Annotated in this window: 14 protein-coding genes; 6 read left to right on the top strand and 8 right to left on the bottom strand. The window is 66.6% G+C overall.

Annotated elements, in window-relative coordinates; genetic code table 11:
• Positions 1-87: 87 nt before the first annotated feature.
• The gene (locus G6R31_RS06780) at positions 88-1188 is read right to left on the bottom strand and encodes a methyltransferase domain-containing protein (RefSeq protein WP_017869570.1); all 1101 of its coding nucleotides are present in this window, start codon (positions 1186-1188) and stop codon (positions 88-90) included.
• 78 nt (positions 1189-1266) lie between these two features.
• On the opposite strand from G6R31_RS06780, the gene G6R31_RS06775 reads away from it, so the two are divergent.
• Genes G6R31_RS06775 through G6R31_RS06765 form a run of 3 tightly spaced genes read left to right on the top strand, consistent with a single transcriptional unit; the run spans position 1267 to position 4778 of the window.
• The gene (locus tag G6R31_RS06775; protein WP_017869569.1) at positions 1267-2706 is read left to right on the top strand and encodes a TrkH family potassium uptake protein; all 1440 of its coding nucleotides are present in this window, start codon (positions 1267-1269) and stop codon (positions 2704-2706) included.
• A gap of 22 nt (positions 2707-2728) precedes the next feature.
• Positions 2729-4105 carry a TrkH family potassium uptake protein gene (locus G6R31_RS06770; RefSeq protein ID WP_017869568.1) on the top strand — a complete coding sequence of 459 codons (1377 nt, stop codon included), beginning with the start codon at positions 2729-2731 and terminating at the stop codon, positions 4103-4105.
• Between the two features lie 13 nt (positions 4106-4118).
• Positions 4119-4778 (top strand): potassium channel family protein, encoded by a 660-nt coding sequence (locus tag G6R31_RS06765; protein WP_017869567.1) that lies wholly within the window; start codon positions 4119-4121, stop codon positions 4776-4778.
• Positions 4779-5063: 285 nt separating this feature from the next.
• Here the strand turns inward: G6R31_RS06765 and G6R31_RS06760 are convergent, their stop codons facing one another.
• Positions 5064-5519: a hypothetical protein gene (locus G6R31_RS06760; RefSeq protein ID WP_017869566.1), complete on the bottom strand. Its 456-nt coding sequence runs from the start codon at positions 5517-5519 to the stop codon at positions 5064-5066.
• Positions 5520-5609: 90 nt separating this feature from the next.
• On the opposite strand from G6R31_RS06760, the gene mqnB reads away from it, so the two are divergent.
• Complete coding sequence (mqnB, locus tag G6R31_RS06755; RefSeq protein ID WP_017869565.1) at positions 5610-6281, top strand: futalosine hydrolase; 672 nt, start codon at positions 5610-5612, stop codon at positions 6279-6281.
• A gap of 45 nt (positions 6282-6326) precedes the next feature.
• On the opposite strand, the gene G6R31_RS06750 is transcribed toward mqnB, so the two are convergent.
• Positions 6327-6770: a hypothetical protein gene (locus G6R31_RS06750; RefSeq protein WP_017869564.1), complete on the bottom strand. Its 444-nt coding sequence runs from the start codon at positions 6768-6770 to the stop codon at positions 6327-6329.
• A gap of 101 nt (positions 6771-6871) precedes the next feature.
• Complete coding sequence (locus tag G6R31_RS06745; RefSeq protein ID WP_017869563.1) at positions 6872-7012, bottom strand: hypothetical protein; 141 nt, start codon at positions 7010-7012, stop codon at positions 6872-6874.
• A gap of 201 nt (positions 7013-7213) precedes the next feature.
• Between G6R31_RS06745 and tdh the strand changes: the two genes are divergently transcribed.
• Positions 7214-8248: an L-threonine 3-dehydrogenase gene (tdh, locus tag G6R31_RS06740; protein ID WP_017869562.1), complete on the top strand. Its 1035-nt coding sequence runs from the start codon at positions 7214-7216 to the stop codon at positions 8246-8248.
• A 222-nt stretch (positions 8249-8470) separates the two neighbouring features.
• On the opposite strand, the gene G6R31_RS06735 is transcribed toward tdh, so the two are convergent.
• Positions 8471-8776 (bottom strand): stage V sporulation protein S, encoded by a 306-nt coding sequence (locus G6R31_RS06735; RefSeq protein WP_017869561.1) that lies wholly within the window; start codon positions 8774-8776, stop codon positions 8471-8473.
• Between the two features lie 230 nt (positions 8777-9006).
• A complete protein-coding gene (locus tag G6R31_RS06730; protein ID WP_017869560.1) occupies positions 9007-9966 on the bottom strand; it encodes a GNAT family N-acetyltransferase in 960 nt (319 codons plus the stop codon).
• A gap of 85 nt (positions 9967-10051) precedes the next feature.
• Between G6R31_RS06730 and G6R31_RS06725 the strand changes: the two genes are divergently transcribed.
• Complete coding sequence (locus G6R31_RS06725; RefSeq protein ID WP_017869559.1) at positions 10052-12094, top strand: M3 family metallopeptidase; 2043 nt, start codon at positions 10052-10054, stop codon at positions 12092-12094.
• A 188-nt stretch (positions 12095-12282) separates the two neighbouring features.
• On the opposite strand, the gene G6R31_RS06720 is transcribed toward G6R31_RS06725, so the two are convergent.
• Entirely contained in the window at positions 12283-13782 is a 1500-nt protein-coding gene (locus tag G6R31_RS06720; RefSeq protein ID WP_017869558.1) for a YifB family Mg chelatase-like AAA ATPase, read from the bottom strand.
• Positions 13783-13854: 72 nt separating this feature from the next.
• Entirely contained in the window at positions 13855-14829 is a 975-nt protein-coding gene (locus G6R31_RS06715; protein ID WP_017869557.1) for an ABC transporter substrate-binding protein, read from the bottom strand.
• Between the last annotated feature and the right edge of the window lie 62 nt (positions 14830-14891).

Genomic DNA, 14891 nt, shown 5'->3' with positions numbered 1-14891 from the left:
ACGGCGACTAAACTGTGGTCAACGACTTCGAGAACAGAACTGAAAAAAGCGCACTCGGCCAGGGGTGCGCTTCTTCTGCTTGTCGGTTCAGCCGCGCTTGTGCAGCAAATAAGCCTTGGGGTGGTGCCCGCCGCTGTAGACCTGAAACAGTTCCTTGGCTTCCCAGTCGTCCTGCTCGCGCATCACGCGCTCGAACAGCCGCAGTTCGTGGGTGAGCAGGCACAGCCTTCCCCGGCGGCTGGTCAGGCGGTGCATTTCCTTCAGGAAGGCCGGGTACAGCGTTTCGTTGCTCTGGTGGGAGCCGATGGCGTCGCCCCAGGGCAGGTCGGTGATGACCAGGTCGAAGGAGCGGGCGGGCAGGCCGGTGTGCAGCGCGTCCACCTGCGCCACTTCCACTTCCTTGCCCGCTGCCCGCAGGTTGGTGCGGGCGCAGGCCACCGCGCCCTCGCTGATGTCCACGCCGACCATTGCGGCGTAAGGACCGAGCAGCGCCCGCTCGATGAGGAGGGTGCCGCTGCCACTCATGGGGTTGAAGATGCGGTCCTCGTCGCGCTGCCCGGCCAGTTTGTGCATGGCGTAGGCGATGGTGGCGTTCAGGCCGCCGCCCATGTTGCACTCGCGCCACGCCCGCGCCGAGAGGGGCCGGGGCGTAATCCGGGCCAGCACGTCCCAGCCCTGCCCGCTTGCAGAGGGGCGCAGCCGCAGCAGCAGTTCGCCCTCCTCCGGGTCGTGGGGCAGCCCCAGGGCCGCGCTCAGTTCCTCGGCGAGGCGCTGCATGGTGGGCGACTCCTTGCCCGCCGCGCCGATTCGGAAGGAGCGGTGCCCGCCGACCTCGACCACCTCGCGCACGTAGCCGACCAGTTCACCGAGTTGCTGGTGCCCCAGCAGACCACGTGGGCGCGGCACGTCCCAGGACTGGATGCGGTAGGCCGCCACCGCCGCCCTGAGCCGGGTCAGCCGCTCGGGGCTGCCGGGGTACCAGAAGCGCAGGCCCCGGATGTCACGGGCGAGCGGCACCCCGGCCAGTTCGGTGGCCGCCACCTCCTCCAGCCCCGGCAGCGCCTCCAGCTCGTACTCGTGGGCAGGCTGCCGGGCGCGGTGGTCCCCCTTGGGGCGGCCCTTGCCAGTTTTCCCGGCAGACGGGCGGCGGGCATAGGCGGGGTTGCTGTTGGAACGGGGGCGCGGCATAGCAGAGCACTATAGCCTGACCTGACCCCCCGCTGGCCGGTGACTCGCGCGGCGCGGTGCTACAATCCGCCCCGTCTTATGACCCCTCCTGGCCCTGCCCCGCGTAATCTGGCCCTCCTGAGTGCTGACAAGACCGCGCCGGGCAGCGGGCGCCCGCCGGGGCTGCGCCGCTCGTGGTCCTCGCGGCTGCGTCCCCCGCAACTGATCGCGCTGACCTTCGCCGCCGCCATCCTGATCGGGGCGCTGCTGCTGTGGTCGCCGCTGGCGCACGAACCGGGCAAGTCCATCACGTTCGTTCAGGCGCTGTTCATGGCGACGAGTGCCGTGTGTGTCACCGGGCTGGCGGTGGTAGACCCCGGCAGCACCTTCAACCTGTTCGGGGAAGTGGTCATGCTGGTGCTGATTCAGGTGGGCGGCCTGGGGCTCATCACGCTGGGGACCCTCTTCGCGCTGGCGCTGCGGCGGCGGCTGGGCGTGAGCGGGCGCATCAACGCGCAGCAGCAGGTGAGTGCGACCACGCTCGGCGGGGCGACCTCGCTGGTGCGGGCCATCGTGCTGTCCTCGCTGCTCATCGAGGCCGTCGGGGCGCTGCTGCTGCTGCCCGCCTTTATCCCGCGTGAGGGGGTGGGGCGCGGCATCTACTACTCCATCTTTCACGCGGTCAGTTCATTCAACAACGCGGGCTTCAGCCTCTATCCCAACAGCCTGATGAATTTCGTGTCCGACCCGCTGGTCAATCTGGTGGTCACCGGCCTGATTATCCTCGGCGGTCTGGGGTTTCTGGTGCAGCTCAACGTGCTGGCGTGGCTGCGCGACCGCCGCCGCAATCGCCTGAGCACCAACACCCGGCTTTCGCTGACGATGATGGCGCTGCTGCTGGGGGTGGGCACGGTCTTTTTCGCGCTGACCGAGTGGAACAACCCCAAGACGCTCGGCGCCCTGCCGCTGCACGGCAAGCTGCTCGCGTCGTGGTTTCAGGGGGTAACGCCGCGCACGGCGGGCTTCAACACCCTCGACTACGGGCTGATGGGCTTTCCGGCGCTGTTCATGACCGTCGTGTGGATGTTCATCGGGGCCAACCCCGGCTCCACCGGCGGCGGCATCAAGACCAACACCTTTTACGTGATCGTCGCTTCGGCCTGGAGCATGGTGCGCGGGCGGCGCGACACCACGCTCTTTGGCCGCCGCATCGACACCGAGACGGTCCTGCGGGCGATGACGGTGGGCCTGCTGAGTATGGCGCTGGTCACGCTGGGATTCATGGCGCTGCTGCTGCTCAACACCAACAGGGACGTGCTCTTTTTGCAACTGTTCTTCGAGACGGTCAGTGCTTTCGGCACGGTGGGGCTGAGCATGAACGCCACGCCGCTGCTCAACACCCCCCAGGAAATCGTCCTGATTTTCCTGATGTTCTTGGGGCGCATCGGGCCGCTCACCTTCGCGGTGGCGTTCAGCCGCCCGTCCCCCGAAAAGGCGCTGGTCCGGTATCCGGCAGCCCGCGATATCCTGATCGGCTGATGGCGAGCGGGGCGATGGGGGCGTGACCAGGGACGCCGCGCTGCTGAGCAGTGGTCCCCGGCGGCGCTCGCGGTTGACCCCGCCGCAACTGCTCGCGCTGGTCTACGCGGCGGGCATCCTCATCGGCGCGGGGCTGCTGCACCTGCCCGGCGTTCAGCGGCCCGGCGCGGCACTGAGCAGCACCGACCTGCTGTTTACCGCCACCTCCGCCATCTGCATCACCGGGCTGACGGTGGCCGACACCGGCGAGGCGTTTACCCGCTTCGGGCAGCTGCTGATTCTGCTGCTGGTGCAGGTGGGCGGGCTGGGCATCCTGACCTTCGGCACGGTGTTCGCCTTCGTGACCGGGCGGCGGCTGAACTTCACCGAGCGCCAGCACCTCGTCGCGCAGCTCAACGCGCTGGACGTGGGCAGCGTGCTGGGGCTGGTGCGCACCATTCTGCTCTACACCTTCGTCACCGAGGCTATCGGCGCCGCGCTGCTCGCCCTGCGCTTCGTGCCGCAGTTCGGCTGGAGCGAGGGGCTGTACCAGTCGGTGTTCCATTCGGTCAGCGCCTACAACAACGGCGGCTTCGTGGTGCTCTCCGGGGGGCTGGCGCCCTACGCGCAGGACCCGCTGGTGTGCCTGACCCTGGCGGGGCTGGCGATTCTGGGCGGGCTGGGGTTTCTGGTGCAGCTCAACGTGGTGGCGCATCTGCGCGACCGGCGGCGCAGTCGGCTGCTGGTGTACTCCAAACTGACGCTGCTCACCACCGCCGCGCTGCTTGTGCTGGGAACACTGGTGCTGCTCGCGCTGGAGTGGCACAACCCGCGCACACTGGCAGACCTGAGCGCTCCCGGCAAGCTGCTCGCCGCCTTTTTCCAGAGCATGACGCCGCGCTCGGCGGGGTTTTCCACCGTGAATATCGAGGCGCTGCACACCGCCAGCCTCTTTACCCTGATCGCTCTCATGTACATCGGCGCGGGCAGCGGCTCCACCGGGGGCGGCATCAAGACCTCCACCTTCGCCATTCTGGTCGGCAGCGCGTGGAACATGGTGCGCGGGCGCGGCGAACTGATCCTGTTTCAGCGCCGGGTCCTGAACGAAAATCTGGTGCGGGCCGGGGCCATCACCACGCTCTATACCCTGCTGGTGGCGACGGCCTTTTTCGCCATGCTCGCCACCAACCCGGACCTGGGCTTCACGCACCTGCTGTTCGAGACCGTGAGCGCGGCGGCCACCGTCGGCCTGAGCATGAACACCACCCACAAGCTCAACGACGCCGGGCTGCTCATCCTGACCGCGCTGATGTACCTGGGGCGCATCGGGCCGCTGACGTTCGCCGTCGCGTTCAATCTGCGCCCCACCCGCAGCCGCTGGGTGAAGTACCCGCCCGAGCATGACATTCTGGTGGGGTGAAAGAAGGTCAGCCATGAAAACCAAACAATGCCTGGTGATCGGCCTGGGACGCTTCGGCACCGCCGTCGCCACGACCCTGTACGAGATGGGGCACGAGGTCGTCGCCATCGACCACACCGAGGAAAACGTGGAACGGGTGATGAACCTCGTCACCCACGCCGCCATCGTGGACGCCACCGAGGAACGGGCGCTGCGCTCCATCGGCGTGGGCGATTTCGACGTGGTGGTCGTCGCCATCGGTTCGGACGTGCAGGCCAACATCCTGGCGACCATGAACGCCAAGAGCCTGGGGGCGCCCTACGTCGTCACCAAAGCCATCGACGAAATGGCCCGGCGCGTGCTGGAGCGCATCGGGGCCGATCTGGTCATCCGGCCCGAACACGACATGGGCGTGCGCCTCGCCCGGCAGATCGCCACCCCCAACATCGTGGACACGCTGGACCTCGGCGGCGACCACGCCATCGTGGAAATCGAGGCCAACGAGCGGCTGCGCGGCACCCTGCGCGAACTCAACCTCACGGGCCGCTTCGGGGTGCAGGTCATCGCGGTGAGCCGGGGCGGCAAGGTCGAAGTCACCCCCCGCGCCGAGGACGAGCTGCGGCCCCACGACAAGCTGGTGGTCATCGGCACCGGGCACTCGCTGGACGAGCTGCGGCGGTATCTGGGGGAATAGGGGTCGCCTCGAAAACAGCTTGGGCAACCGAACTGTTTTCCGAGCGGGGGGGAGTCGAAGAAGAGACGGGACGAAATGAAGTGCAGGAGATGTCGGCGCTTGTCTGACATCCCCCTTCTGCCATCTCCGGAGAAGAATTCAGCCCCGTATTATACGGATTCCGATTGAATCCAGCAGATTTCTGGATTCAATCCGACTGAAAGGAGTAGGAAAAAATACGGATTCCGCGATATGGATGCACAGGCGGCGCTTTCCCGACTGTGCAGGAATTAAGCGGAATCCGTATTACTTCGTCTGCTCCACGTGCCGGAACTCGGGGCAGGCGAGCTGGCCGCGCACGCTCAGGGCTTCCACCTGGGCCTGGGTGGGCAGTTCGCCGGTGACCTTGAAGCCGGAGCGCAGGGGAATGGGGTCGCGTCCTTCTCCCAGAACGAGGTCGGCGTCGGTGCGCAGCCGCCGGGAGCGTTCGAGGCAGGCGGCTTGCCCGGCGGTCAGGACCGCGTCGTACTCCTGGCCCCCGGTGGTGATGACCACCGCCGCGCTCTGGGGGCGGTAGGTCTTCAGGGTCACCTCGGCCCGCGCCTGACTGCCCAGGGCCACGCTCAGGGCGACGAGCAGCGGCAGCAGCGCGGTCAGGCCCCACACCGTCATGGGCCGCGCCAGCCCCCCGCGCACCAGCAGGACGAGCAGCAGCAGGGCGGCCAGAGCGGTGATGACCAGATAGACGAGAGGCAGCGACATCACCCCAGAGTCTAACCGCTGTCAGCGGGCGCGAAAGGCGAAAGCGCCCCGGCGCTTGGCAACCCGTTCCCGGCGTGCCACCCTGCGCCCATGTCTTCCGGCTTCCCCCTGCCCAGTGCCCTGCCGGGCCGCGTGCTCATTGTCGTCGCCACCGCTGCCGAGGCGGAGCGCCTGCGCGACCTGCCTGCGCGGGTGGTGGTCAGCGGGGTGGGACCCGTCGCGGCGGCCCTGGCGACGGCGGCGGCGCTGCGGAGCGGGGCCTACGACCTCGCCGTGAGCGCCGGAATCGCCGGGGCGTATCCGGGCAGCGGCCTGGCGCCGGGCGACCTCGCCGTGTCCAGCCGGATGATTCACGCCGACCTGGGCACGCAGGACGGTGAACGCTGGCTGGGGCTGGAGCACCTGGGCCTGAGCGTGTGCCCGGACACCTCCCACTTCGGGCACTTTGCGGCCTGGGACGGAGCCGCCGACCTCGCCCAGCGTGCGGGCGCCGCCCTCGGTCCCCTGCTCACCCTGTCCACCGTGAGCGCCAGCACTGCCGAGGCCGCCGCCTGGGAAACCCGCTTTCCCGGAGCACTGACCGAGGGCATGGAAGGGGCCGGGGTCGCCCACGCCGCGCTGCTCGCCGGGGTGCCTGCCCTGGAACTGCGCGGGGTCAGCAACCCGGTGGGGCCACGTGACCGGGCGTCCTGGCGCATCGGGGAGGCGCTGGCCGCGACCCGGCGCGGGCTGGAGACCCTGCTGGGGGCCGCCACACAATAAAAAACCGCCCACGGCTGGGGCGGTCGGTGTTCCACTGGACCGGAATCAGTTGTTGAGTTGGAGGTTCTGGCTGGTGGTGGGCTGGTTGTCGGGGAAGTTGACGTTGACGTTGACGGTGGTGCCGGGCAGCGTTTCGGGGTCCACGTTGATCCAGTGGCTCGCCAGGACCGGGGGGTTGGGCTGGGGGTCGAGTGCGCGCACCAGCACGCGGCCCTGCGCGGGAACGAACACGCACCAGCCGGCGCCCTCTTCCTTGGCGGTGTTGAAGGCGCGAATCGGCAGCACGCTCTGAAGGGTCAGGTCGTTGGGGGTGGCCCAGTACTCGATCAGCAGGCAGCCGTGCTCGCGCTTCAGGTCGCCCGCGTCCACATCGAACTGAATCTCGATGGTGTCGGGCTTGCCGGGCACCAGGCCGGTCCAGCCGGGCACCACAAAGCGGTTGCTCTGGACGCTCTTGAACTGCTGGGGCTGCTGGGGAGGATTCGTCATGAAGCACACCTTAGCGCACCCGCCTGCCGCGAGACAGAGCCATGAAGCGCGGCCCGCTTCGGTAGGAAACGGGCCGCCAGCAAGCTGGGCTGCAAAGGGCTTCAGCCGAGCTTGCGCACGCTGCCGAGCAGCGCCTTCATGGCGACGTAGCCCACCGCAAAAAACATCAGCGGGGTCAGGTTGAGGCTGATTTCGGCGTCCTTCTCGGGTTCCAGGGCGTTTTGCTTGCGGTACTTGATCATGCGCTCAGCCTAAACGTTCGGCAGAGAGCGTGGGCGCGGGGCAGCTTATGGAAGTGTTCAAGTCCCACGTTTGCGGCTGGGCCGGGCAAGGCTGCCTGGGTGTCCATCCGGTCCGGACTCCGGAGTGCTTGCAGACGGCAGTTGGGCAGCGTACAACGTGGAGTCGTGACCTTTCCCTCTCCTGAAACGGCCCCCACCCGCATGCGTGCCCTGAGCAAGCAGCGCCCCGCCGAGGGCATCTGGCTGGTCGAAACCGAGGTGCCCACCCCCGGCCCCAACGACCTGCTCATCCGGGTACGCAAAGGCAGCATCTGCGGGACCGACGTGCATATCTATAAATGGGACGACTGGGCCAGCAAGACGGTGCCGGTGCCGATGGTGGTCGGCCACGAGTACGTGGGCGTGGTGGCGGGCATGGGGTCGGAAGTGCGCGGCTTTGCCATCGGGGACCGGGTGAGCGGAGAGGGCCACGTCACCTGCGGGCACTGCCGCAACTGCCGCGCCGGGCGCCGCCACCTGTGCCGCAACACGCTGGGGGTGGGGGTCAATCGCCCCGGTTCGTTTGCCGAGTATCTGGTGTTGCCCGCGTTCAACGCCTTCAAGCTGCCCGACGACATTCCCGACGACATCGCCGCCATTTTCGACCCTTTTGGCAACGCGGTCCACACGGCGCTGAGCTTCGATCTGGTGGGCGAGGACGTGCTGATTACCGGGGCCGGGCCGATTGGCTGCATGGCCGCCGCCGTCGCCCGGCATGTGGGCGCCCGCAACGTGGTGATTACCGACGTCAACGACTACCGCCTCGACCTCGCCCGCAAGATGGGCGTGACCCGCGCCGTCAACGTCTCGCGCGAGGACCTCTGGACGGTGGCGACGGAGGAACTCGGCATGCACGAGGGCTTCGACGTGGGCCTGGAAATGAGCGGCTCCGGCCCCGCCTTCGCGCAGATGGTCGGCGTGATGAACAACGGCGGTAAGGTCGCGCTGCTGGGCATTCCGTCGGGCGACGTGAAGATCGACTGGAACGCCGTCATCTTCAAGATGCTGACCATCAAGGGCATCTATGGCCGCGAGATGTTCGAAACCTGGTACAAGATGGCCGCCCTGATTCAGTCGGGCCTGGACCTCACCCCCGTCATTACCCACCATTACGGCATCGCGGACTTTCAGAAGGGCTTCGACGCCATGCTGAGCGGGCAAAGCGGCAAGGTGATTCTGGACTGGGAAAGCGCCTGACCGTTGGCGGCAGGATGCCCGGAGGCCGCAGCTTAAGCCGCCTCCGGGCACCCCTTATACGGATTCCGATTGAATCTGGTAGTTTCAGATTCAATCCGACTTGCAAAGCTGCGCAGCAGAGCGGATGCGAGTAGGAAAAAATACGGATTCCGCGATATGGATGCACAGGCGGCGCTTTCCCGACTGTGCAGGAATTAAGCGGAATCCGTATTACGTCACCCGTTACTGCACGTCTGCGAGGCGGTAGGCGTACACGCCGAATCTCATGGCGGTGCGCTCCTCCTGCTCGACTTCGAGCTTGACGAAGGAAGGCTGGGCGCTGAGGTCGAGGCCGTCCTCGGTGAGGTAGCCCCGGGCGATGGCGAGCGCCTTGACCGCCTGGTTGACCGCCGCCGGGCCGATGGCCTGGACCTCCACCCGCCCCTGACTGCGCAGCAGCGCGGCGATGGCACCGGCCACCGAGTTGGGACGCGAATCGGCAGAGACTTTCAGGGTTTCGGGAACAGGGGGTTGCAAGGTCGCCTCCACAGGCTGCCCATCAGTGTAGGCCGGGGCAGGTCGGCTGCCTACCACCCACCGGGGGAGGGTTACAATCCGGTTGCTCTTAACCTTTTTCTGGTAGTCATACGGATTCCGCTAAATTCCTGCACAGTCGGAACTACACCGCCTGTGCATCCATATCGCGAAATCCGTATCTTTTCCTACTCCTTTCAGTCGGATTGAATCCAGAAATCTGCTGGATTCAATCGGAATCCGTATCACACTTCGCGCCGCAGGGTCAGCGTCGCTTGCTCCCGCACGAAGCCCAGCGCCGCGTTGATGGCGAGCATGGGCCGGTTGACGCTGTGGTTGCCGGTTCGGGCGTGGGTAAACCCGCGTTCCAGCGCGGCGCGGGCGGCGGCGAGCTTGAGCGCGTAGGCAATCCCTTGGCCGCGCCAGGCCGGAAGCACCCCCGTCAGCCCGTTCTGAAGCATGTGCGGCTGACTGCTGACCGGCAGGTGAAGTTCGTTCACGCCCACCCACTCGCCGTTCGGGGCCACCGCCAGCCACAGTCCCTCGGGGTGCTTGATATGGCCGAAGCGAAACTGCCAGTCCCGAAAAGGCAGCACAGCGACGGGCGAGGCGCTCGGCACGTCGCGCAGCAGGGCGGCAATCAGGTCGTAGAGCTTGCGTTGCTGCGCTTCGTCGTAGTCGCCCAGTTCGGAAAGCGGGTGCAGCGTCACGCCCGAGGCCCTCGCTCTGGCTTCCTGGGGGGCGAAGGTGCCAAAGGCCAGCGTGGTCAGGTCCAGCACGCTGGTCCACATGCGGTCATGTTCGGCGTAGCCCGCCGCCCCGAACGCCTCCCTTTCCCACCAGTTTTCCTTGACACGGGTCACGAGGGTCCGGGCCTGATGCTGCGCGGCGGTGGCTTCGGCCCAGGCCAGCAGCGGCCCGAACAGGGGGCGTTCCAGCGTCACCACTTCCAGATTCAGCCAGCCGGGGTGCCCGTCCATACGTGGCCGGCTGACTTCGGCCATCCCGACAGGTTCGCCGCCGCGCCGCGCCAGCACCCGCTCAAAGACTTCGCCTGCCAGCCGCATTTCGTCGAAGCGGTCGAGGTCGGCGGCGGTTCTGGCCCAGTCGGGGTGGGCACGCGTCATCAGGTCGGCCACCACCGGATTGTCGGCGGGCTTGGTGGGCGTCAGGGTCAGGCCAGCGGGAAAGGGAGGCGGCTCCATGCGTCAGCAAAGCGTAGGTCAGGGGTGCGGGCATCCGCCACTTGGCTTACGGCGGGCTGAGGACAGCGGCCTATACTCGCGGGTGATGACACAATCTGTTGCCCAGAGCAGCAACCCGCTGCTGAACGTCGGCTTTCGCATTCCCTTCGACCAGATTCGCCCCGAACACGCCGAAAGCGCCGTGGACGAACTGCTGAGCGCCGCCCGCGAGCGGGTGGAGACGCTGGCCCGTTCCGGTGAACGTGATTTCGAGAACTTCATGCACGACCTCGACGTGCTGACCGAGCAGCTCGGCACCGTCGGCACCATCGTCCACCACCTCAACAGCGTGATGAGCAGCGACGAGTGGAAGGCCGCCGTCGAGGCCATCATTCCCAAAACCACGCAGTTCTACACCGAACTCAGCCTGCACCCGGGCCTGTGGGCGGCGCTCAAGGCGTTTGGTGAGACCGACGCGGCAAGGAGCCTCGACCCCGTCCGCGCCCGGCACCTCAAGCTGACCACCGACGAGTTCCGCCGGGGCGGGGCCGACCTGCCCGAGGACCAGAAGGCGCGGCTGCTGGAGGTCAACACGAAGCTGGCCCAGACGACCAACCAGTTCGCCAAGAACGTGCTCGACGCCACCGCCGCCTATGAGCTGTACGTGCCCACTGAGCGCCTGAAGGGAGTGCCGCAGCGCGTGGTGGACGCCACCCGTAAGGCCGCCGAGGAGAAAGGGAAAGACGGCCACCGCCTGACGCTGCACGCACCCACCCTGCAACCCGTCCTGACCTACGCCGACGACCGCGAACTGCGCCGCGAACTGTGGGAAGCGAGCGGACAACTGGGCCAGCAGGAAGGCCGCGACAACCGCCCCCTCATCCGTGAGATTCTGAAACTGCGCCGCGAACAGGCCGAAATCCTGGGCTTCAGGAACTTTGCCGACTACGTGCTCGAAGACCGCATGGCGAAGTCGGGCGACACGGCGCTGAAGTTCGAGCGCGACCTCGAAACCAAAACCCGCCCCGCCTTCGAGCGTGAAAACGCCGAGCTGGAGACCTACTACCGTGAAAAAGCCGGAGCGGACGCGCCCGCGCTGGCGCCCTGGGACATCGCTTACTGGGCCGAAAAGCAGCGCCAGGACAAGTACGACTTCGACGAGGAAGCCCTGCGGCCCTACTTCGAGATGGACAGCGTGCTCTCGGGCCTGTTCGAGATTTGCCGCCGGGTGTTCGGCATCACCGTGACCGAGGCGCAGGCTCCCGGCTGGCACAGTGAAGTCAAGTTCTACGAGATTCACGACGAGCAGGGGCAGCACCTCGCTTCCTTCTACACTGACTGGTTCCCGCGCGACACCAAGCGCGGCGGCGCGTGGATGAACGCCTTCATCACGGGCGGGCCGCGTGAGGGTGGCGTGGACCCCCACCTTGGCCTGATGTGCGGCAACATGACGCCCCCGAGTGGCGACACGCCCAGCCTGCTGAGTATCCGCGAGGTCGAAACGGTCTTCCACGAGTTCGGGCACCTGCTGCACCACGCCATGAGCCGCGTGCCGGTCAAATCGCTCTCCGGCACCAACGTGCCCTGGGACTTCGTGGAGCTGCCTTCCCAGATCATGGAAAACTGGGTGATGGAGCGAGAAGCCCTCGACCTGTTCGCCAAGCACTACCAGACCGGCGAAAAGCTGCCCGAAGACCTCTTCCAGAAGCTCGTCAAGGCCCAGAACTACCGCGCTGCGAACACGGCCATGCGCCAGTACTCCTTCGGCCTGACCGACCTGACGCTGCATGTCGAGTTCGACCCGAACGGCGCAGAGGACCCGGTGGCGGTGGCCCGCGAGGTGATGGCCCGCTTCTACCCCACGGAACTGCCGGGGAATTACGCGCAGGTCGCCAGCTTCGGTCACCTGTTCAGCTCGCCGGTGGGTTACGGGGCCGGGTACTACTCCTACAAGTGGGCCGAAGTCCTCGACGCCGACGCCTTTTCCCGGTTCGCCAACGAAGGCATCTTCAACCGCGAAACGGGCCGCGCCTTCGTGGACAGCGTGCTCGCCCGGGGCAACAGCGACGACCCCGCCCAGCTCTACCGCGATTTCATGGGCCGCGACCCCGACGCCGACGCGCTGCTGCGCCGGAGTGGACTGCTGTAAAGTTTGCGCCACCCGCCCCCTTCCTGTCCGGAGGGGGGTTTTTACAGGCGTTCTTGAGGCTCCCCGACAGCCGCTTTTTTGTCGTTCCAGACGCCGAAAATGGAAGCATCAAAACGCCTCTCACCTCCGCAGCAGCCTCGCTTTCTCCATCAACCATCAGCGCAGCGGAACCATCAACCATCGACCCTCTACACCAACTCCCTCGGCCTATACGTCACCGCCTCGGCCAGATGCGCTTCCCGAATGTCGTCACTTCCCGCGAGGTCGGCCACCGTGCGGGCCACCCGCACCACCCGGTCATAACCCCGCCCGGTCAGGCCGAGTTGCCGCGCCGCTGCCTGAGCGAAGGCGAGCGGGCCAGCCGCCAGCGCCGCGTGTTCTCGCAGGGCCGCGCCCGTCAGGTCGCTGTTGCGGCTGCCCTGGCGGGCGTGCATCCGCTCCCGCGCCGCCGCGATGCGCTGCCGAACGGGTTCAGACTTCTCCGGTTCCGGAGCGCGGGTGAGTTCGTCCACCGTCAACCTGGGCACTTTGACAATCAGGTCTATACGGTCAAGCAGCGGGCCGCTCAGCCTTGCCGCGTAACGGGTGCGCTCGTTGGGCGTGCAGGTACAGGGCTTTTCAGGGTCACCGAAATGCCCACAGGGACACGGATTCATCGCAGAAATGAGTTGGAAACGGGCCGGATATTCCACTGTGGCACGGGCGCGGGAAATCACCACCCGGCCGTCTTCCAGCGGTTGCCGCAGCGTTTCCAGAGCCTTGCGCGAAAATTCGGGGAATTCGTCGAGGAAGAGGAGTCCCCGATGCGCCAGCGACACTTCCCCCGGCTTGGGCATGCTGCCCCCGCCGATGAGTCCTGCGTCCGAAACGGTGTGATGGGGCGCTCTGAACGGCGCGAATCGGCTGAAACTCCCCCGGCTGGTCAGCAATCCTGCCGCCGAGTGAATACGCGTGACTTCCAGCGCCTCCGTGCGGGTCAGGGGCGGCAGTAGCCCCGGCGCCCGCCGCGCCAGCATGGTTTTGCCGCTGCCGGGACTACCGACCATCAACAGGTTGTGACCGCCCGCCAGCGCCACTTCCAGCGCCCGCCGCGCCGCCGTTTGCCCCTTCAGGTCGCCCAGGTCGGGAAACAGTGTGGGGTCGTCGGCTGGTGGGGCTGCCTCGGTCTGGGGCAGGCGCTTTTGCCCGCTGAGGTGCAGCACCGCTTCTTGCAGGGTCGCCGCGCCGTATACGCTCGCGCCCTCTATCAGCGCGGCTTCCTGGGCATTGGCTTCGGGCAGCAGGGCTTCGAGGTCGTGCGCCGCCGCCAGCAGCGACAGATTTATAGCCCCCGCAATAGGCCGCAAGCTGCCGTCCAGCGCCAGTTCACCCGCCACAATCGTTTCTTCCAGTGCCTCGCGCGGCAGCATCTCCTGCGCGGCGAGCAGCCCCAGCGCAATCGGCAGGTCGTACAGCGGCCCTTCTTTTCGTAGGTCGGCGGGGGCGAGATTGACCGTGATTCGCGCCGCCGGAAAGGGCAGGCCCGAATTGCGAATGGCGGCCCGTACCCGTTCCCGCGCCTCGCTCACCGCCTGGTCGGGAAGGCCGACGACGGTAAAGGCGGGCAAACCCGGCGACACGTCCACCTCGACCTCGACTGGCACCGCGTCTACACCAATCAGGGCCACGCTGCGGGCGCGGGCTAGCACGTCAGCCTCATGAGGGCAGGAAAAATCACGCTTCCATTGTAGGAAAGCGTGATTGACAGAGAGCTGACTTGCTTACTTCGCCAGCGACTTCACCACGTTCAGGTTCACGAACTTGTTGAGGTCGGGCACGGCGCGGGCAAATCCGGCTTCCTTGTTGAGCTGCGCGTACTCGGCCAGCGTTTTGAGGTTGATGTCCCAGGTGACCTTGGTGCGGGCCAGCGCCTTGAACAGTTCAGCCGAGTTGGGCCGCTTGCCCGTGAAGGCGTAAATCTGGTCGGAAATGGCCTTTTGCGCCCCGGCATTGCTCTTTTTGATCAGGTTGATGGCGGCGAGGTGCCCACGCAGCAGGTCTTTGACGTTTTCCGGGTTGGCGGCGGCGTACTTGGTGTTCACGACCAGCACGGTGGAGGTGTAGTTGCCGCCTTCCCAGATGCCTTTTTCGTTCACGATGAGTTTGGCCCCCTGGCCCTCCATCACGGCGCCCCAGGGTTCCTGCACCAGCGCGGCGTCCACCTGTTTCCCGGCAAATGCGGCGGGCATGTTGGCCGGGTCAATCGGCACGATGGTCACGTTGCCGCCCTCGTCACTGGCTTTCAGGCCGTTTTCGTGCAGCAGGTGGCGCAGACTGATGTCCTGGGTCGAGCCGCGCGTGGGCACGGCGACCTTTTTCCCGGCGAGGCCCTTGACGTTGCGAATTCCGCTGTCCTTGCGCCCCACGAGCACCGCGCCCGCGTTGGCCGCGCCCGCGTAGACCTGAATCGGCACGCCGCGCATAAACGCGTTCATGGCCGGGCCAGGACCGACATACGCCGCGTCAATCGCGCCCGCCGCGAACGCTTCGTTCACCTGCGACCCGTTGGCGAATTCCTTGACCACCAGCTTGACGCCGCTGCCGAGTTCCTTCTGAATCAGTCCCTTGTTGACGCCCACCAGCCCCGCCGCGTGGGTCACGTTGGGAAAGATGCCCAGCCGCAGTTCTTTGGCCTGTTGCGCCTGGGCACTGGCGGCGAGGGTCAGGGTCAGGAGGGAGAGGAGAGCGCGTTTCATGACATGACCCTAGCAGATAAGTTGAGTTCTTTTATCAATAATAGATTAGACAGGCCGAGGAC

The organism is Deinococcus wulumuqiensis R12, assembly GCF_011067105.1.
In the GTDB taxonomy this organism is placed as follows: Bacteria; Deinococcota; Deinococci; order Deinococcales; family Deinococcaceae; genus Deinococcus; species Deinococcus wulumuqiensis.
This window is presented reverse-complemented; position numbering and strand designations above follow the sequence as displayed.